Raw genomic sequence first — 19,551 nt, forward strand, 5'->3', positions numbered from 1 at the left:
CTGTCTGGCATCGCTCAGTCAATCGGTTATCTGATTGCCGCAGCAGGACCGTTATTTCTCGGAATCTTGTCTGATTACACTGGATGGACGGCGCCTTTGAATATTTGATGGCTGCAGCAATAATTATCGCTATACTTGGTCTTGTTGCCGGACGTCCGGTTAAAATCGGTAATAAAAAAGCAGCTAACAATTAAATTTTATAACAGCCGCATTACAGAAAATGCGGCTGTTTTCATATTCAAATTGCACTCGATGTGTAAGTTTGATATTATCAATAGGTTATTTATTTAAAAGAAAAGGAATCGCGGATGAATAATCCGCATCCTAAAAATATTAAGGAGCACATTAATGAAAGATTCTTCAGATCCAGCCAGTAAAAAATTGTCGAAAGTATTTATATATTCTGTGCTGATAGTCGGCACACTTGTAGTTATCGGCGCCATAAATCCAAAGGGATTCGGGTCGGTGGCAGGCTTCATAGCAGACGGGGTGAGTAATTACTTCGGATGGTATTACATGATAATCACCTCCGTTACTTTATTCTTTTGTATTTTTCTTATCTTCAGTCCAATTGGCAAATTAAAACTCGGAAAACCGCACCACAAGCCTGAATTCAGTACACGTTCATGGCTGATGATGCTGTTCAGTGCAGGCATGGGTATCGGGATGATATTCTACAGTACATCAGAACCAATCGCCCACTTTTTCGCACCGGCAACTGCCGACCCCGAAACAGAGGAGGCAATGCTGGAAGCAATCAGAGCAACCATATTTCACTGGGGTGCACATGCTTGGGGAATGTACGGTGCTGTTGCACTTGCTCTGGCTTACTTTCAGTTCAGAAAAGGTGAGTCGGGTCTCCTGTCAAAAACTTTACGTCCTATACTTGGTGATAGAGTAGACGGACCAGTCGGAATACTTATAGATGTCCTGACTGTATTTGCAACTGCGGTCGGAGTCGCTGTATCTTTAGGTATCGGCACAACTCAAATCAACGGCGGCCTGAATTACTTGTTTGGTGTCCCGATTAACATCGGTATCCAGGGGCTTATTATCGCCGTCGTCACTGTCTTGTTTCTAGGCAGTGCCTGGAGCGGTCTAAGTAAAGGAATTAAATACCTGAGCAATTTGAATACGCTTCTCGCCGCTGTCCTGCTGCTGGCTATTCTTATACTGGGGCCGACGCTTCTTATCTTGAATATGCTGCCGACAGCTGCCGGCGAGTATATTAATACATTTATAGCAAGAACGCTCGATGCAGCTCCTTTAAACAATCAGAAAAACGAGTGGCTCCAGTCATGGACTATTTACTACTGGGCATGGTGGCTCAGCTGGAGTCCTTTTGTCGGCATTTTTATCGCACGGGTATCAAAAGGACGTACAGTGCGTGAATTTATTTTAGGACTGCTTATTGTGCCGACCTCTATCGGTATCATCTGGTTTACTGTATTTGGTGTTACCGGCATTGAAATTGCGAGCAAGGTACCGGCGCTTGTAGAATTCGGCCCGGAAACTCAGTTATTCGCTATTTTTAATGAGATGCCTTTGAGCGTTCCTCTGTCGATTCTCGCGATTATTTTAGTATCGTCATTCTTTATTACGTCAGCGGACTCCGCAACCTTTGTACTCAGCATGCAAACATCATATGGTTCACTTCGCCCTGCAGCAAGTATTAAGGTCGTGTGGGGCATCAGCTTGTCAGCTATTGCTTTTATACTGCTATTATCAGGCGGAGATACCGGACTTGAAGCCCTGCAGTCCGCAGCGATTATCGCTGCACTGCCATTCAGCTTCGTCATTATCATGATGATGATTTCCTTCTATAAGGATGCAAACGAAGAAAGAAAATATCTTGGCTTAACGATAACGCCAAATACGAAACGTATGAAAGAATATCTTGAAAAAGAAGAAAAACAATATGAAGAGCAAAAAAATGCAGGTGTCGATGAAAGAGATCTGTAAATAATCAATCACACCGTATCTGATTTTTTCAGAATACGGTGTTTTTTTATCAAACGTGTGTCTAATTTGGCAGTTGTGTTACACGAATATGTCCGTTTAATGGTAATAGTCAGAAATAATACAGTGAGATATCATTATTACAGTTCCGTTAGGAATTGTAACTTCTTTATTATTGAGCTGTAACACACGTAAAAATATTCTGTGTTACATTGATAACTGTCGTCAGGAAGCAAGACATAAAAAGTGTGATTAGCTTTAGAGAAAAAATATCAAATCAGTTTACTATATAATTTATTTAAATGGAGGAAGAAATTTTTATGAAGAAAACAGTATTAGCTACTACATTAGTATTAGGTTTAGGCGTAACAGGAATTGCAGCAGGTCAGGACGCAGAAGCATCATCATACGATCTTAATAAAGAAGAACTTGCTCACACAGCTCAAAATAACCCAAGTGCTTTAAATGCATCAGCATTACACGAAGGTGAATATGACTACAACTTTAACCACAACAACTTTAACTACGACTTCGAATCAGATGGAACTTACTTCTCATGGGCATACGAAATGAATGGCCAAGCAGATGCACAAAACCAAGCACCTGCAGTAGAAAAAGCAGCTCCAGCTGTTCAAGAAGAAACACAAACAGTTCAAAACTATGAAGCTGTACAAACACAAGAAGTTAACAATACACAAGAAGCAGCTCCAGCTGTTCAAGAAGAAACTCAAACTGTAGAAGAACCTGCAGCAGCAACACCAGCTCCACAAACAACACAATCAACTGGCGGATCTACTAAGTCACAATTCTTAGCTGCTGGCGGAACTGAAGCAATGTGGAACTCAATCGTATTACCAGAATCAAGCGGTAATCCAAATGCAGTAAGTCCGAACGGCTACCGAGGACTTGGCCAAACTAAAGAATCATGGGGTACTGGTTCAGTAGCAGAACAAACATCAGGTATGCTTAACTATGCTGAACAACGTTACGGTTCAATCGATGCAGCAATCCAATTCCGTAATGCTAACAACTGGTGGTAAGATCTAACACCAATATTAAAAACCGTACTATCTGGTTATCCAGATAGTACGGTTTTTTTGTTGTCATTGGATGAGTTTAATTTATTAACTTTAGGCTATATAAGCTATAAAGAGTATTTATAGAAAGCAGGATGAGTATGACTAAAATTTACAGTGCAGTAAAACTTCCTGAGTCTGCAATGATTTTAATTGCAGACTCAGGAAGTTTATAATACACCAAACAACTTATTTGTTGCTCAATTTATTGGCTCACCCTCTATGAATATATTCGATGGTATATTTGACGGGGAACTTTTAAAAATCGGCAATACAAATATTAAGGTTGCGGAAGCTGACAAGCATATACTGAAAGAGCATGGGTATACAGATAAGAAAATTAAATTTGGCATCCGTCCTGAGAATGTTCAGGAGTATCAGCAGCTTTCTAAGCCGGAAGAAGCATCACCGTTCGATATAAAAGTCAGGGTGAATGAACTGCTTGGTTCGGAATTTATGATTTACTCCGAACTTGAAGGAGAAGAGATTGTAGCAAGGGTAGATGCGCATAACCAAAATAAACCCGGCGACACAATGACCTTTGCCTTTGATATGGATAAAGGGCATTTCTTTGATTTCGATACAGGAGAAAGAATTACAGATAATTAAAAAATGCCTGCTTACTCGACTGTAGTGAACCCAAAAAGTTCAACTTTTTGGGTTCACTACACTCAGCACGTCGTTTTTAAGTTAATAACTGTATAATCGCAATGGCAATTAATATAATGATGATTGCTTTTTGGACTGCGTCTGGAACTTTTTCTCCAACTTTCATTCCAATCGGAGCCATCACAAGACTTCCTATAACCATCCATATTGCATGTTCTAGTGGAACAAATCCTTGGAATAACTTCATGACAAATGCGCCTATAGAAGAGATAAATGCAATGACAATACTATTCGTGACAACTGTATTCATCGGTAATTTATATACCGTAAGGAGTATCGGGATAATAATAAATGCTCCACCGGCGCCAATCACACCTGAGATAAGACCAATAAATACACCTACAATGGCCATTGACCAATGGACTCGAATACTTGCAGAAATAGTTGGCTTAACCTTCCATATCATCAACATAATAGCTAATATGCTGACAGCAATGTATACATAGTTAATCATCTGTTCTGTGAAGTGTTGTGAAATAATTGCTCCAATAATACTCCCAACAATCATTCCAACACCCATATAACCAACCAATCGCAAATTAAAGAATGGTCTTTTACGTGCTCGATTCGTACCACTCAGTGTACTAAAAAAAACTTGGGCACTCGTTAACCCTGATGCAGTATATGCTGTAAAACCTTCTAACCCAAATAACGGTGGAATCAGTATGATCATTGGATAAATAATAATCGCACCACCAATACCTACTAAACCAGCAATAAACCCTCCGATGACACCGATTAATAATGTAATGACGATAAGCACTACATCCATTATTTACTCTTCACGATCAACTCTATCGCTTGATTGATCATCTCCTGCTCAGCCTCACTACCCTCAGCGTCTTTAATACATTCTACTAAATTTTCACTGACAATAATCCCCATTAATCGTTGAATCGATCCTTTTGATGCACTCAACTGCGTCACAACATCTTTACAATCTTGTTCTTCTTCCATCATCTTAACGACTCCGTTCAATTGTCCTTGAATTCGATTAATTCGATGGATTAATTTCTTATCATATTTCATTTTCCATTCTTCCTTTCTTTATTTTCAGTGTGTATATCATACCTCTATCACATCACTTTGTCAAATACCCCTATGGGTACTTGACGTAAATATTTATATATTGTAATATACCCTTATAGGCATACAGTTATAATTTAAAAGGAGTGTTAATCATGCCAATGACAACAAAACATATGAAAAACTTTACAAACGAAGAATTCAAGACACTTTCAGACAACGCACAATTAATCGATGTGAGAACTAAAGAAGAAGTACAGTTAGGTACAATTCATAATGCAATCAACCATCCGATTGAAGAAATAGATACATTTGATTTACCAAAAGACCGCACATACTACGTATTCTGTAGATCAGGTGGACGAAGTGCAAGAGCAAGTGAGTTCCTATCTGATCAAGGTTATGAGATTATTAACTTGGATGGTGGTTACTTGTCTTATCAAGATCAACATCTATCAGAAGAAACAATCGAAACAGATCGTGAAAAGGTCAAATCAAACCGTAAAAAAGTAGATTATAGTGGTCTTCAATGTCCTGGTCCTATCGTCAACATTAGCCAAGAGTTAAATCAAATGAAAGACGGTGAACAATTAGATATCACTGTGACAGACAAAGGTTTTGTCAACGATATTAAAAGTTACGTGAACCAAACAAAGCATAAGGCAATTTTATTAGAAGAGTATGATGACTACATTCATGCCATTATTGAAAAGCAGACACCAGGAGATATGGAAGTTGTAAATTCAGGTAACAAAACAACCATCGTCTTATTCAGTGGTGATTTAGATAAAGCAGTTGCTGCAATGATTATCGCGAATGGAGCAAAAGCTAGCGGTCGTGACGTATCAATATTCTTCACATTCTGGGGACTTAGCGCATTAAAGAAAGCATCCACGACGAAAGTGAAAAAAGACGGAATCGCAAAAATGTTCGACATGATGCTGCCTAAAAAAGCAATCCAGATGCCATTATCAAAGATGAATATGTTTGGACTTGGAAATAAAATGATGCGCTATACGATGAACAGTAAAAATGTTAATTCATTACCGACGTTACTAGATACCGCTTCTAACTTAGGCGTGAAATTCATTGCATGTACGATGAGCATGAATGTCATGGGTATTTCTAAAGAGGAACTTAGAACAGACGTAGAATACGGCGGCGTTGCAATGTATATTGCCGAAACTGAGCACGCCAACCATAATCTATTTATTTAAATTTAAGGAGAGATTTTATGTTTTTTAAACAATTTTACAATGACCATTTATCACACGCATCTTACTTAATCGGTTGTCAAAGAACGAATGAAGCATTAATCGTTGACCCTAACAAAGACTTACAACAATATATTGATGTCGCAAATAAAGAAGGCTTTACGATTACTCAAGCTGTTGAAACTCACATTCATGCCGACTATGCATCAGGTATTCGTGATGTCGCAAAATTACTGAACGCACACATCCATGTGTCTAAAGAAGGTGATGACTCGTTAGGATATAAAAACATGCCTGACAATACACACTTCGTTGGACATGATGATATCATTAAAGTCGGCCATATTGAATTAAAAGTATTGCACACACCAGGCCATACACCTGAAAGTATTAGCTTTTTATTAACAGATATTGGTGGCGGTTCATCCGTTCCAATGGGACTATTTACAGGAGACTTCTTATTTATTGGAGATATTGGACGTCCTGATTTATTAGAAAAAGCAGTCTCAGTAGAAGGTTCTACAGAAATCGGTGCGAAAGCGATGTTCAAGTCCATTCAGTCAACAAAAGACTTACCAGATTATATCCAAATATGGCCTGGTCATGGTGCCGGTAGTCCATGTGGTAAAGCACTCGGTGCCATTCCAATGTCTACACTTGGCTACGAACGAGAGAACAACTGGGCATTTAAAATCACAGATGAATCACAATTTATCGATGCGTTAACAAGTGAACAACCAGATCCACCGACGCACTTTGCAAAAATGAAAGAAATCAATCAATTTGGATCTGAATTAATTTCACCGTATGAAGTATACCCACTCGCTCATGATGATAAATCGTTATTACACTTTGACTTAAGAAGTCGAGAAGCATTTCACGGTGGACACCAACGTGGTGCGATCAATATTCCATATGATAAGAACTTCATCAATCAAATCGGATTTTATTTGAATTATGATGAGGAGGTTATACTCATCGGGGACCGTGATACAGTAAATCAAGCAGCGAAGACGTTACAATGGATTGGCTTCAATCAAGTGAAAGGCTACATTAAACCATCAACTGATATTATGACAAACACTGTCGATGCCGCTGCAATCACTGGTCAAGAGGAACATATTTTAGATATTCGTTCTCAAGATGAATATAATCGTGGTCATATTGAGCATGCCGTTCATATTCCGCACGGTCGGTTAATGAAAGAAGACATTCCATTTAACCATGATGATAAAATTTACGTTCACTGTCAATCTGGTCTACGTAGTAGTATTGCCATTGGAATATTAGAGCATCGTGGATTTACAAATATCATTAACGTTAAAGAAGGATATTCAAAAATAAACGTATAAAATAAAAATAAGCGCTAAAGCATGATGCTTTAGCGCTTATTTATTTGTGTTAATTATTCGTATAACCCCATAGTAGCGTCTAATGTGTTAATGTAAATGTTTTTCGTTTGTTGGAAGTTCGCAATTGCATCTTTATATGTTTCACGACCGATTCCTGATTTTTTGTATCCACCAAACGGTGCACCTGATGGTACTTGGTTATATGTGTTAACCCACATTCTACCAGTACGAACGTTACGTGCAACGTCTAATGCAGTATTAATATTTGTTGAGAATACACCACCAGCTAAGCCGTAAATAGAATCATTCGCAATGTCAATCGCTTCTTCTTTCGTGCTAAACTTCTGAACTGTAATAACAGGTCCGAAGATTTCTTCTTGTGCTACTGTCACACTATTGTTTGGTACTTCGATAATTGTCGGTTTGAAGTAGAATCCTTTATCAAATTCTCCACCTGTCACACGTTCTCCACCTGTTAAAATCTTGCATCCTTCTTCTTTAGCAGTGTCCATGTAGCCCATAATTTTCTTCAATTGACCTTCACTTGTAATTGAACCAAGGATACTACCTTCTTCTAATGGGTTACCAATCTTAATATCTTCAAACTTCTTCACAAGTGCATCTACGAATTTGTCGTAAATGCCTTCTTGCACAAGTACACGGCTTCCTGCAGAACATACTTGACCTTGGTTGAATAGGATACCAATTTGAGCGCCTTCTAATGCTTGCTCAAAGTTTGCATCGTCAAAGATAATGTTCGCGCTCTTACCACCAAGCTCTAACGTTGCTGGAACTAAGCGCTTCGCACCTGCATCAGCAACTGAGTATCCAACTTCAGTTGAACCGGTAAATGATAATTTATCTACACCTTCGTGGTTGAAGATCATATCACCAGATTCAGATCCTTTACCTGTTAAAATGTTCACAACACCTTTCGGTAATACTTCTTGCATAATTTTAGCAAGCTCTAACATACTTAACGGCGTTGAAGAAGATGGTTGAATGACAATCGTACATCCCGCAGCGAGTGCTGGTGCTAACTTCCATGAAGCAAGTAAAAATGGGAAGTTCCATGCGACAACCGCACCAACAACTCCGATTGGTTCACTAGTAACCAAACTCATTGTATTCTCATCCATTTCAGTCACCGTTCCAAGTTCGGTACGAGGAACACCTGCAAAGTAACGGAAGTGATCTGTACCTAATGGAATATCAATCCCTGTTGATTCACGTAATACTTTACCATTGTCCATAGACTCTGCATATGCAATACGATCGGCATTTTCTTCGATTTTATCAGCAATTTTATGAAGTAATGCTTGACGCTCTTGCAATGAAGTCTTGCTCCATGTTTTGAATGCTTCTTGAGCAGCACTTACCGCTTTATCTACATCCGCTTGACCCGCTTTAGCGAATGTCGCTAATTCTTCACCTGTTGACGGTGAGTATGTCTTTAATGTTTCGCCACTTTCAGCGTCTACAAATTCACCATTAATTAATAATTTATAACTTTCGTCGATATAATCTCTAACGTTAACCATCTATAATTCCTCCTATATTGTAATCGTTTGCACAAGGACTATAACTTCATTGTATGATTACTTATTTTGATTTGCAAATGCTTTGCCTATCTCGTATAAGTTTTCAGGTGCATCCATTACCGCTGTGTGTAATTCAACATAATGCATGACTTCTTTATTCTTATTAATCTTTTCAAACACTTCAACAAATTGTTTATCAGTTTTCACATCGTGAAGTTCAACTTCACCTTCTTTAGCACCAAATGTTGCAGGTATTGATTTATAGTCCCACATTTTAATGTCATTGTAGTGTTGTTTCTCTCCGTGAATAATACGTTCAACTGTGTAACCGTCATTATTCACTACAAATATAATCGGCTTAATGCCTTCTCTAATCATTGTTGAAATGGATTGAACTGTGAGTTGAAGTGAACCATCACCGATCATCAAGATATTACGGCGATCTAAGTCAGCCATCTGAGTGCCTAACAATGCCGGTAACGTATATCCAATTGACCCCCATAAAGGTTGACCAATGTAGCTCACTTTTGATGGTAAGTGCATTTCATACGCACCAAAGAATGATGTTCCTTGTTCAGCCAGCAATATATCATTAGGTTCTAAGTACTGATTCATTAAGCTGTGTAATGATTTTTGTGTTAATTCATTACCCGTTACTTCATCAACTAACACATCGTATTGATGTTGATAAGTTTTGTACTCATCGTTACGTTTATTAATGCCTAAATCTTGTAATTCTTTAAGCCATACACTTAACGCAATATCTTCATCATGATAATTCAGAATATCAGTATTGCGATGATTAATGATCTGCATATCTTTTGCATCAAATTTTTGTGAGAATCCAGCTGTTGCAGAATCCGTTAACTTCGCTCCGATATTTATGATGCAGTCACTTGAATCCACATAGTTACGCACATCATCTTCAGAAATTGCCCCTGCATACATTCCGATATATTGATCAATCGTCTCATCAATTGCACCTTTACCTAAAGATAATTGAGCGATTGGGATATTCGTTGCTTCAACGAATGCTTTCAATTCATCATGAAGCTTAAAGCTATTAATCTCATGACCAGTTAAAATAACTGGTTGCTTACTATTGTCAATTGTTTCTTTCAATTCACTCAACCATTGTTTATGTTCAGACGTAATATTTTTCTCCGTCACATCGAATTCAAGTAACCCTTCTTCTACTTCTTTCGCTGCGACATCAACTGGCAAATGAATATGCACTGGACGTTGTTCCATAATTGCAAGGCGAATCACTCGATCGATCTCTTCCTTTGCATTCACTTGAGTCAATCTCGTTTGAGCAACTGTAATCGGCTCGAACATTTTTTGGAAATCTTTGAAGTCTCCCTCACCTAACGTATGGTGAACATATTTCCCAGCATGTTCAACAACTGACGTTGGACCACCAGTAATTGCAACAACGGGTACACGTTCTGCATATGAACCAGCGACCCCGTTAACTGTACTCAATTCTCCAACACCGTATGTTGTCACCATTGCACTGATACCATTGATACGCCCATATCCATCCGCTGCATAAGCCGCATTCAATTCATTCGTATTACCGATCCATTGTAATTTGTCATGACTGACAATTGTGTCTAGAAATGTCAAGTTGAAGTCACCAGGTACTCCAAACACTCGATCTACACCTACATCTACTAATCGATCAAATAAATAATGTCCTACTGTATATGTCATCTTGCATTCATCCTTTCTTGATAAAACTCTTTTCTATTCATAATTTACACTTTTTGATATAATAGGTCAATAAAGTTGACTTAAATTTAGGAGTGTATTTTTATGACATCACACCACGATGAAATTATGACTTTTTATTTTGCATATCATACATTCACAGAAACCGCCGATGAAATTTTATCCGAGTTCGGACTACGTCGCCAACATCATCGATTTTTATTTTTTATCGCACGCCGCGAAGGGATGTCTTTGAAAGAGTTAATTAAAGTGTTAGAAATCTCAAAGCAAGGCAGCCATAAAACGTTACAAGACTTGAAATTACAAGGATATATCATAGAGCGTAATAACGAACAAGATCGGCGTGTTAAACATTTATATTTAACACGCAAAGGAAAATTGCTAGAACAAAAATTAACTGAAGCACAATCAAAGCGCATGGCTCAAATTTTTGATAAAGTAGGACATGATTGGTTCGAAGTCATGCATGAATATGCGAATGAACGGCAAGGGTATCGTGATTTTGTAGAAAACTTAATGCAAAAATCACCACATTATAAGGAGGATGAATAAGGATGAAATTAAACGAATTAAAATTTGACGAGTTATATCCAACAGAAAAAGTCGGTCCATCAGTTGTAGGAACGGTTGAATACGAAATTGAAGGTCAAAGCGAATACAAAGCAGCTTATATTTTAACGAATGAGCGATTGATTATGAACGCTTTAATGAAAGACGAGGTATATCAACGAAATATCCCGTATAATGCAATCCAAAGCGGTTTTATTCAAGAGGATGACCTGTTTTTACAAATGGGCGAAATGCGTGTCAAAATGAAAGACATCATCGAAGGTGACAAAGAACAATTTGTAGAATATTTAAATGAACAATTGAATAAATAATAAGGAACTACCGCCTATCAAGCGACATCGCTTGATAGGCGGTAGTTTTTATTCGTCCTGTATTCAGAGTATTTCCGATTTACTCTGATTACCAACACCTTTTCTTTCATTTTCCGTCCCGTATTCAGAGTATTTCCGATTTACTCTGATTACCAATAACTTTCCTTGCATTTTCCATCCCGTATTCAGAGTATTTCTGATTTACTCTGATTACCAGTAACTTTCCTTGCATTTTCCATCCTGTATTCAGAGTATTTCCGATTTACTCTGATTACCAATAACTTTCCTTGCATTTTCCATCCTGTATTCAGAGTATTTCCGATTTACTCTGATTACCAGCACCTTTTCTTTCATTTTTCGTCCCGTATTCAGAGTATTTCTGATTTACTCTGATTACCAACACCTTTTCTTTCATTTTTCGTCTCGTATTCAGAGTATCCCCGATTTACTCTGATTACCAGCACCTTTTCTTTCATTTTCCATCCCGTATTCAGAGTATCTCCGATTTACTCTGATGTCGCTTTTTCCGATAACGTGCGTCTTTAAAATGTCCTATTCGATCGTACGCATCTTCATTTCTTAAAATTCGATATACCATATTTGCCGATACTCCAGCCCATTCAGAGACTTCACTACACGTAAAATAATCATTTTTCAAACATTCAATTTCATCTATACTCAACATGATCGCTTCACGCTTATTTATCATATGACCACATGAACAAATAATTTTCTTTTTAGTTTTGACTGGATGCTCTAAAATTTTTCTACAGTTAGGACATTTCAATCCTTTCTTCAATTCATTAAAAGGATAGTAAAAAATTCGATCAAACTTACTGTCCTGAATATGCATTGCTTCAAGTTTCCGAGCTAATTTTAAATCCATTGCAGTGAACGATTCAACTTGAGCAAATTTCCTCACCAATTCATCCAAATCACTATGAAATATTATATCACTACGATTCGTATTTATTTTAAACCCTGGATTGATCATTACAATTTTTGATACTACTTTAAACCCTTGGCATACATTTTTCAGCATCATATGTTGACGGTCCAATTGAGAATAAATCCCTCGGTAAATAAATCCTGACGGGCCTTGCAAATTATCTCCTTGTTCAACAAATAAACCGTTATAATTTTTTATTTCAAAATGATACACAACACCTTGAACAATAAATAATATATCGAACTGAACTAAACCTCGATAATCGATTTGTAAATCCCATAGCTTCAATATGTTCTCGCAATGTTCGAAGCAATTCAAAAACAGGCGTTCACCTTCAATCCCTTTCATTAATGTCTGCAATTGATGTTCGTCCGTTTCATTCAAAGTACAACGATTATTAGCATTTTGAAGATAGTTCAAAGTATTACTACATTTTAAATTTTTTAAAATCATAAAAAAATACCTCCTACTATATATATCGTTTTTTCGGAGGGTGATTTCTTAAAAAATGCAAAAGTTCATTTATAGAAATGAATCCATCTGAATCCTCTATTCCGATGCGTATACTTAATATTCTGTGAATAAATATGATATACTAAATAAGAATTTAACGAGGTGATTTATATTACTACCGATTTGATTATTTTATTTATCGGCTTTTTACTTTTTATCGCGATTTCTACAACGACGTTGTCGTCAAAACTTGGCCTTCCTTCTTTAATTGTATTTCTACTTGTTGGTATGGGGTTAAACTCTTTCTTCACTTTCAACAACGCATTGATCGCTCAAGCCATTGGTACGATGGCACTCATCACAATTCTATTCGATGGTGGTGTTCAGACAAGCTATCAAAAAGTAAAATCTTCACTTACATATGCAGGTATCCTTGCAACAGTTGGTGTATTCATCACAACACTTATTGTCGCTGTAGCCACTATGTTCATCTTAGACCTATCATGGCAACAAGGATTACTGTTTGGTGCGATTGTTGGTTCGACTGATGCTGCTGCAGTATTTAGTATTCTCGGCAACAAAAAAATCAACCTAAAAATCAAAAATATTCTTGAAGTTGAATCTGGAACAAACGATCCGATGGCTTTATTTTTAACGACGATGATGATCAGCTTAATATTGATTCCCGATGCAACGATTTTCGAGTCTGTCTTAATGTTTATTTGGCAAATGGTTGGTGGGGTAATTGTTGGAGTGTTAGCTGGTTACGCTGGTGTTTATCTGATTAATTGGATGAAGCTCGAAGCAACAGGATTATACCCAATTCTCGCGTTGACGCTTACATTCTTAACATACGGCGTCTCCTCTTGGATGAGTGTCAGTGGATTACTTGCCGTATATATCTTTTCACTCGTACTCGGTAATCAACCGTTAAGTTATAGAACGAGTATCATTCGATTCGGTGAAAGTTTTGCCTGGATGGGACAGATGAGCATGTTCATCTTACTTGGGTTACTCGTCTTTCCATCATCACTTGTATCCATTATGTGGGGAGGATTATTTATCGCTTTGATCCTAATGTTTATCGCTCGACCAATCAGTGTTTTTACGACACTCTTTTGGACCGACTTAACTACAAAACAACTCACATTCATTTCATGGGCTGGACTTCGAGGCGCAGTACCGATTATTCTCGCAACGTATGCATTGCTTGCAGAAGTACCTAGTTCCGAACTTATCTTTAACGTCGTCTTCTTCGTCGTGCTACTCAGTGCATTGCTCCAAGGGATGACACTCTTGCCTCTTGCTAATTGGCTCGGGTTAAATAAAGGTGAATCGATTAGCTCACCATACCACTTCGATATGGTCGCCGGTGAAGTTTCGGAAATGGATATTCGTGAATACATTATTACACCGAACTCATCTTGGAAAAATAAGGCGATTCAAGATTTAGACTTTACAGAACGTGTGAATATTAATGCAGTCGTCCGAGACAATCAATTGTTAATGCCTGAAGGTTCATTAGTGCTTGAGAAAAATGACATCGTATATATCTTAGCGAGTAAAGATACGCATCAGTATATTAAATCGTATATGGCTAAAAATATTCAACAAGCACCGAAGAACGTATAAAAGCTCTCCATTGAATGGAGAGCTTTTATTATTTATTTTTTCGCTTTGTCATCTCACGTAAGCCAATTGAAAATATCGTATACCCAACGAGTGAATCTTTAATCCACTTACAAATTTTAAACTCACCATTCAATACCTTTACCACTGCATTTGCTAACAAATATAATACAAGCACTTTCTGATAACGCTCATTCATTTTACTGACCTCCCTTATATTCCATCATACCACCGTCTACATTAACCGCATCAATGTCATGCCGATTCAAAAACATCGCAACATCCGCACTTCGTCCACCACTTTTACATACAATGTAATATTTTTGATCCTGATCAAATTCATCTAAACGATTCGGTACATCATTCATTGGGATATGCTCTGCCCCATCAATCATCCCGAACTGTACCTCAAAATCCTCACGCACATCGATAATATTTAACGATTCACCTAATGAAATTTTAGACTCTAATTCACTCATTTGAATTTCTTTGATTTCCATAATAAACACCTTCCTTATTTCACCATTATACAGATGTTTGACATCACAAAACAAATAAAGTACGATGTAGTTAGCTACTTTGCTATACATAGTAGCTAACTTTATACAGGGTACCTTGTAATACAAAGTAGGTGGGAGAATGGCTAAAAGAACACAGTTATTAAAGGGGATCATCGATGCGTGTATTCTTAAAATCATTAGTCGGGAAGTAATCTATGGGTATGAATTATCTCAACGATTGCAACAATATGGATTAGATAATATTAGTGAGGGGACAATCTATCCAGTATTATTGAGACTACAAAAAAACGACTTGATTTATAGTGAATACCGCAAATCTGACTTAGGGCCAAAGCGAAAATATTATTTCATCACAAGCAAAGGGGAAGAAGAACTTGAACAAATGGTTCATGAATGGCAGCAAATTCATGAACCGATTCAAAATATTTTAAAAGGGGATGGAGTCAATGAATGAAGATCAACTTGCTCATGAAAATAATGAGCTCCGTAAACAACTCACTAAGTACAATAAAAAGGTTTATGAAAATATATTAATGTACATTAGAACTTCTCTTAGAACATCTAAAGAAACTGAAGAAGTACTCATGGAAGTTTTAGAGCATACAATACAAGCTCAAAAACAAGGAAAAGATATCCATACAATGATTGGCGATAATCCAAAAGCTTATGCTAAGGAAATTACAGATGCCTTACCTTATCCAAGAAAATTAGTCATGCCAATCATTTCACTCATCATGATTTTCTTTGGATTTTACTTTATGGGTGGTGGTATTTCAGATTATATTGTTGATTTCTTTTTCAATATTCCACCACAAACAACTTATGGAATTATTCCTTTTATAACGGGGATTTTTGTGACATTGATTTCATTTGTATTTTTCTTTATAGGGGTAGTATTTTTCATAAAACACATCCCATTTATAGTGAAGTTTCAGCTTACTGAATTTTTACTTATATGGGTTATATCTTCATTATTTACATTAATATTAATCGGCGCATATTTCCTGATCCTTCAAATGAATCAAGGAGCTACCTTTGAGTTTCCTTCACTCCTGAAAATGGTAGTCGGTTCAATACTATTATTAAGTGCCTACATTGCTTATCGATTTAATAAATAAACTCGTCTATGGTACGCTTGTATCAACAAATCTTTAAGGAGTGTCACGATGCAAAATATTAAAGGAAAAGTTGCGCTTGTTACCGGAGCTTCAAAGGGGTTAGGTTATGCGATTGCAATGGGTCTTGCTCAAGAAGGCGTTCATGTGGCAATCACTTCTAGAGACCTTGATGAAGTGAACGCAGCGAAAGAAAAAATTTCTCAGGAAATATCAGATAGTAAAATTATCGCGATTAAAGCAGATATGGCTGTTGAAGAAGACATTCAACAGATGGTGAATACTGTTAATTCAGAGCTCGGTGAAATCGATATTTTGATTAATAACGCTGGTCAAATGGATTACACACCATTTATGGAATCTAGCGAAGCGCGTTTTCGCGAAATGATGGAGACGAATGTATTCGGTATGTATCGCGCGATGAAACTTGTGCTACCTTCTATGCAACAACGTCAAACTGGGGATATCATTAATGTTTCCTCGATGTCAGGATTGAAAGGAACGAAAGGGAGTGCACTGTATTCAGCAACAAAATATGCAGTGATTGGATTGAGTGAAGGTGCGATGCAAGATGTTAGAACAGATAATGTTAGAATTTCGACAATTACGCCGTCAGCGATTTTGACAGACCGAACACGTGGTAAACTAAAAGAAGAATCAATGATGCACGCAAGTGATGTCGCGGATATTATCGTCAACCAATTAAAGCTTGAACAACGTACATTGATGAAAACAAGCCAAATGTGGGCAACAAATCCAATCCCATTGGATCAATAATATAATACGAGGTGTTTAATTATGTCAGGAATATATCGAATTCATCGAAGGCCGAATTATGGCTCATGCAGAGAGTGAAGAAGAAGAGAACGGATTATATTCTGAATGTGAGAAAAAACGCCCTGAGCTTCATGATGCGATTCAACAGTTAAAACGCGATCATAATATTATGGGTCAAATCATTTTGAAGATGAAAAATGATTTAGAATCTAATAATATTGATCGTGATCAACTTGTTGATTACGCTTCAAGTATTTTAATCGTCAATGAAATCCACTCAAGAGACGAAGAATTGAAATTATTGAAATAAAACGGAAATGGTGCGCGTAAAATCAATTTACGCGCACCATTTCTTACTTTTCAACTCTTTTCACTATTATCATGCGCGCAAATCCAATTTGCGCGCACCATTTCTCACTTTTCAACTCTTTTCACTATTATCATGCGCGCAAATCCAATTTACGCGCACCATTCCCTGCTTTTTATCCTTTTTCGCTATTATCATGCGCGCAAATACGATTTGCGCGCACCATATTCATTAAGCTTTCTTCTTTTTCTTAAAGAACTTCCATAAACTGCTTTCTGTTGACAATACACTCTTCTTGTATACTCTACCAGTAAACCAAACAATGATAATACATGAGATGACCATTAAGGCAATCCCAATCCAAATCATATAATCTGGTGTCACACTACTTATAGATCGAAGTGGCATCAACAATGGTGTGAATGGTGGGAAGTAACTTGCGATTTCTACGATTTTGCTACTTGGTGATGCGGTATTAAAGATCGCGATATAGAATCCGATTAATAACGCAAATGTCAGTGGCATGAACGCTTGTTGGAAGTCTTCCATACGATTTACAAATGAACCGAGTAATGCGGCAACACTTAAGTAAAAAACAAGTCCTAATACAGTAAAGATAATTGTATAGATGACAAGTGGTGTTGTTTGTTCATTCGCTTCAAGTCCAATTTCTTTCGTAAATTCAGAGATATCAAATACTTGCATACAAATATATGATGTTGCGGCTAATATAATAACTTGCAATAAACTAACACTAATCATGGCAAATACTTTCGCCATCACGTGATGCACTGGCTTAATGCTCGAGACAATCATCTCAATAACGCGTGATGATTTTTCTGTTGCGATCTCCATTCCAATTTGACTCGAATAGTTAATGATAATAAAGAACATTAAAATAATGCCACCATACACGATAATGTAATTAAGAATATTCATTTCATCGAAGTCGAATCCTTCTTTCGGCCCGTCTTCTCCATCTGATTCGACTTCGAACTTAACTTCTGGCACTTCACTTAACTTCTTCATATCATCCGGTGAAAGCTCTAATTCTTGCATGACTTCACCTTGTTTCAACGTTGTAATCGCTCCATTGATTGATTGCTTCTCAGGTTCACCGATTTCTTCTTTCGCTGTCGCTGTCACTTCATTTAAATCATCACCAATATTGACGACAATACCTTCCGCATCTTTCGGTGCTTCATCATGAAGCAATACATCATAGTCTTTCAGCGTTTCTTTCAGCTGCGCTTCAACCGGTTGAAGTTTATTCTGATCTCCTACGAGATGGACTTCTTTTACCGTGTCATCTTCACCTTGGAACAGTTCAATAATCTTGTTTGCATTACTCGCTGCTACAATGAGTAAAATGGTAATTAACGTTGTTGCGATAAAACTTTTGCTCGTCACTTTGCCGAGGAACGTTTGCATGAATGTAATCCAAAATTTATTCATCGACACGACCTACTTTCTGTATGAAGATATCATTAATTGAAGGTTCTTGAACTTCGAAACGTTTGAAGTATCCAAGTTCAATAATTCTCTTAAAGATTGGTTCTGCGTATGATTCATCTTCCAGTTTAATCGTATGCTTATTGCGTACTGATTTCATTGATAGTACACCTGGCATTTCACGAACGAAATCAATTGGATGCTCTCCTTCGATGACTAATGTCTTCTGACCGAAATCATGTTTGATCTGTTCGATATTTCCACTCACAACTTGTTTTCCTTTGTTAAGTATACACATCTCTTCACATAATTCTTCGACATGTTCCATCCGATGCGTACTGAAGATAATCGTCGCACCTTCTTCATTCAATTGTTTAATTGCACCTTTCAAGATTTCAACGTTGACAGGATCTAATCCACTGAATGGCTCATCTAGAATCATTAATTTCGGACGGTGTAAAATGGATGCGATCAGCTGAATTTTCTGTTGATTTCCTTTTGATAACTTTTCGATTTTTTTCGACTTATTCTCAGTCACTTCGAAACGCTCTAACCAGTAATCAATCTCTTGGTTGCACTTCGACTTACTTAAGCCTTTCAGTTGTCCTAAGTATTGTAACTGCTCTTCGACTTTCAGCTTAGGGTTTAACCCTCGTTCCTCAGGTAAGTAACCAATCGTGTCCGTTACTCCATAATCTATACGCTGACCATTGAACGTTGCAGTCCCTTCACTAATCGGTAACAACCCGAGAATCATTCTGAAGGTCGTCGTCTTACCAGCACCATTTCCCCCTAAGAAGCCAAACATTCTCCCCGGTTCAATCGTTAAATTGACATTATCTACGGCTGTGAACTCACCAAACCGCTTCGTCAACCCTTCTAACTTTAATGTCATG

At 37.4% G+C, this 19,551-nt stretch carries 21 protein-coding genes; 12 read left to right on the forward strand and 9 right to left on the reverse strand.

The annotated features are described in order from the left end of the window. The first annotated feature begins 348 nt into the window (after positions 1-348). From EDD62_RS06290 to EDD62_RS06300, 3 genes are all read left to right on the forward strand, one after another. Positions 349-1,962, forward strand: a complete 1,614-nt coding sequence (locus EDD62_RS06290) for a BCCT family transporter (RefSeq protein WP_123807964.1) — start codon at positions 349-351, stop codon at positions 1,960-1,962. Positions 1,963-2,279: 317 nt separating this feature from the next. Beyond that, positions 2,280-2,999 (forward strand): aggregation-promoting factor C-terminal-like domain-containing protein, encoded by a 720-nt coding sequence (locus tag EDD62_RS06295; protein WP_123807965.1) that lies wholly within the window; start codon positions 2,280-2,282, stop codon positions 2,997-2,999. Between the two features lie 258 nt (positions 3,000-3,257). After that, positions 3,258-3,644 carry a TOBE domain-containing protein gene (locus tag EDD62_RS06300; protein WP_123807966.1) on the forward strand — a complete coding sequence of 129 codons (387 nt, stop codon included), beginning with the start codon at positions 3,258-3,260 and terminating at the stop codon, positions 3,642-3,644. A 76-nt stretch (positions 3,645-3,720) separates the two neighbouring features. On the opposite strand, the gene EDD62_RS06305 is transcribed toward EDD62_RS06300, so the two are convergent. Further along, positions 3,721-4,476, reverse strand: coding sequence for a sulfite exporter TauE/SafE family protein (locus tag EDD62_RS06305; protein ID WP_123807967.1), 756 nt, complete (start codon positions 4,474-4,476; stop codon positions 3,721-3,723). Then, positions 4,476-4,733 (reverse strand): metal-sensitive transcriptional regulator, encoded by a 258-nt coding sequence (locus EDD62_RS06310; RefSeq protein ID WP_077139597.1) that lies wholly within the window; start codon positions 4,731-4,733, stop codon positions 4,476-4,478. Before EDD62_RS06310 ends, EDD62_RS06305 begins: the two co-directional genes overlap by 1 nt. A 149-nt stretch (positions 4,734-4,882) precedes the next feature. Here EDD62_RS06310 and EDD62_RS06315 point away from each other — a divergent pair, with 149 nt between their 5' ends. Next, on the forward strand, positions 4,883-5,947 hold the full coding sequence (locus tag EDD62_RS06315; protein WP_414731066.1) for a DsrE/DsrF/DrsH-like family protein: 1,065 nt from the start codon (positions 4,883-4,885) through the stop codon (positions 5,945-5,947). Positions 5,948-5,964: 17 nt separating this feature from the next. Next, positions 5,965-7,296, forward strand: coding sequence for a persulfide dioxygenase-sulfurtransferase CstB (cstB, locus tag EDD62_RS06320; protein ID WP_123807968.1), 1,332 nt, complete (start codon positions 5,965-5,967; stop codon positions 7,294-7,296). A 53-nt stretch (positions 7,297-7,349) separates the two neighbouring features. Here cstB and EDD62_RS06325 read toward each other — a convergent pair whose 3' ends face one another. Together EDD62_RS06325 and EDD62_RS06330 are read right to left on the reverse strand one after the other, a co-directional pair. Then, a complete protein-coding gene (locus EDD62_RS06325; protein WP_123807969.1) occupies positions 7,350-8,837 on the reverse strand; it encodes an aldehyde dehydrogenase family protein in 1,488 nt (495 codons plus the stop codon). A 57-nt stretch (positions 8,838-8,894) separates the two neighbouring features. Beyond that, positions 8,895-10,553 (reverse strand): alpha-keto acid decarboxylase family protein, encoded by a 1,659-nt coding sequence (locus EDD62_RS06330; protein ID WP_123807970.1) that lies wholly within the window; start codon positions 10,551-10,553, stop codon positions 8,895-8,897. Positions 10,554-10,655: 102 nt separating this feature from the next. On the opposite strand from EDD62_RS06330, the gene EDD62_RS06335 reads away from it, so the two are divergent. Further along, positions 10,656-11,123 carry a MarR family winged helix-turn-helix transcriptional regulator gene (locus EDD62_RS06335; protein ID WP_077139592.1) on the forward strand — a complete coding sequence of 156 codons (468 nt, stop codon included), beginning with the start codon at positions 10,656-10,658 and terminating at the stop codon, positions 11,121-11,123. 2 nt (positions 11,124-11,125) lie between these two features. Then, positions 11,126-11,452 carry a hypothetical protein gene (locus EDD62_RS06340; protein WP_123807971.1) on the forward strand — a complete coding sequence of 109 codons (327 nt, stop codon included), beginning with the start codon at positions 11,126-11,128 and terminating at the stop codon, positions 11,450-11,452. Between the two features lie 490 nt (positions 11,453-11,942). Here the strand turns inward: EDD62_RS06340 and EDD62_RS06345 are convergent, their stop codons facing one another. Further along, positions 11,943-12,854 carry a nuclease-related domain-containing protein gene (locus EDD62_RS06345; protein ID WP_123807972.1) on the reverse strand — a complete coding sequence of 304 codons (912 nt, stop codon included), beginning with the start codon at positions 12,852-12,854 and terminating at the stop codon, positions 11,943-11,945. Positions 12,855-13,016: 162 nt separating this feature from the next. On the opposite strand from EDD62_RS06345, the gene EDD62_RS06350 reads away from it, so the two are divergent. Further along, positions 13,017-14,486 (forward strand): potassium/proton antiporter, encoded by a 1,470-nt coding sequence (locus EDD62_RS06350; RefSeq protein WP_123807973.1) that lies wholly within the window; start codon positions 13,017-13,019, stop codon positions 14,484-14,486. A 28-nt stretch (positions 14,487-14,514) separates the two neighbouring features. Here the strand turns inward: EDD62_RS06350 and EDD62_RS09195 are convergent, their stop codons facing one another. Both EDD62_RS09195 and EDD62_RS06355 read right to left on the reverse strand, forming a co-directional pair. Beyond that, on the reverse strand, positions 14,515-14,682 hold the full coding sequence (locus tag EDD62_RS09195) for a hypothetical protein (RefSeq protein ID WP_170152788.1): 168 nt from the start codon (positions 14,680-14,682) through the stop codon (positions 14,515-14,517). Between the two features lies 1 nt (position 14,683). Then, positions 14,684-14,983, reverse strand: a complete 300-nt coding sequence (locus EDD62_RS06355; RefSeq protein ID WP_414731061.1) for a rhodanese-like domain-containing protein — start codon at positions 14,981-14,983, stop codon at positions 14,684-14,686. A 139-nt stretch (positions 14,984-15,122) separates the two neighbouring features. Between EDD62_RS06355 and EDD62_RS06360 the strand changes: the two genes are divergently transcribed. From EDD62_RS06360 to EDD62_RS06375, 4 genes are read left to right on the forward strand one after another with little or no spacing between them, the layout of a single operon-like run. Continuing rightward, a complete protein-coding gene (locus EDD62_RS06360) occupies positions 15,123-15,458 on the forward strand; it encodes a PadR family transcriptional regulator (protein WP_123807974.1) in 336 nt (111 codons plus the stop codon). Further along, positions 15,451-16,122 carry a hypothetical protein gene (locus EDD62_RS06365; protein ID WP_123807975.1) on the forward strand — a complete coding sequence of 224 codons (672 nt, stop codon included), beginning with the start codon at positions 15,451-15,453 and terminating at the stop codon, positions 16,120-16,122. Before EDD62_RS06360 ends, EDD62_RS06365 begins: the two co-directional genes overlap by 8 nt. A 48-nt stretch (positions 16,123-16,170) precedes the next feature. Continuing rightward, positions 16,171-16,896: an SDR family NAD(P)-dependent oxidoreductase gene (locus EDD62_RS06370; RefSeq protein ID WP_123807976.1), complete on the forward strand. Its 726-nt coding sequence runs from the start codon at positions 16,171-16,173 to the stop codon at positions 16,894-16,896. Between the two features lie 58 nt (positions 16,897-16,954). Beyond that, positions 16,955-17,206: a hypothetical protein gene (locus EDD62_RS06375; RefSeq protein ID WP_123807977.1), complete on the forward strand. Its 252-nt coding sequence runs from the start codon at positions 16,955-16,957 to the stop codon at positions 17,204-17,206. Positions 17,207-17,434: 228 nt separating this feature from the next. Here the strand turns inward: EDD62_RS06375 and EDD62_RS06380 are convergent, their stop codons facing one another. Further along, positions 17,435-18,658, reverse strand: a complete 1,224-nt coding sequence (locus EDD62_RS06380) for an ABC transporter permease (protein ID WP_123807978.1) — start codon at positions 18,656-18,658, stop codon at positions 17,435-17,437. Further along, positions 18,651-19,550 (reverse strand): ABC transporter ATP-binding protein, encoded by a 900-nt coding sequence (locus EDD62_RS06385; protein WP_123807979.1) that lies wholly within the window; start codon positions 19,548-19,550, stop codon positions 18,651-18,653. The genes EDD62_RS06380 and EDD62_RS06385 overlap by 8 nt, the downstream gene beginning before the upstream one ends. Between the last annotated feature and the right edge of the window lies 1 nt (position 19,551).

The sequence above is a fragment of the Abyssicoccus albus genome, assembly GCF_003815035.1.
Classification (GTDB): domain Bacteria; phylum Bacillota; class Bacilli; order Staphylococcales; family Abyssicoccaceae; genus Abyssicoccus; species Abyssicoccus albus.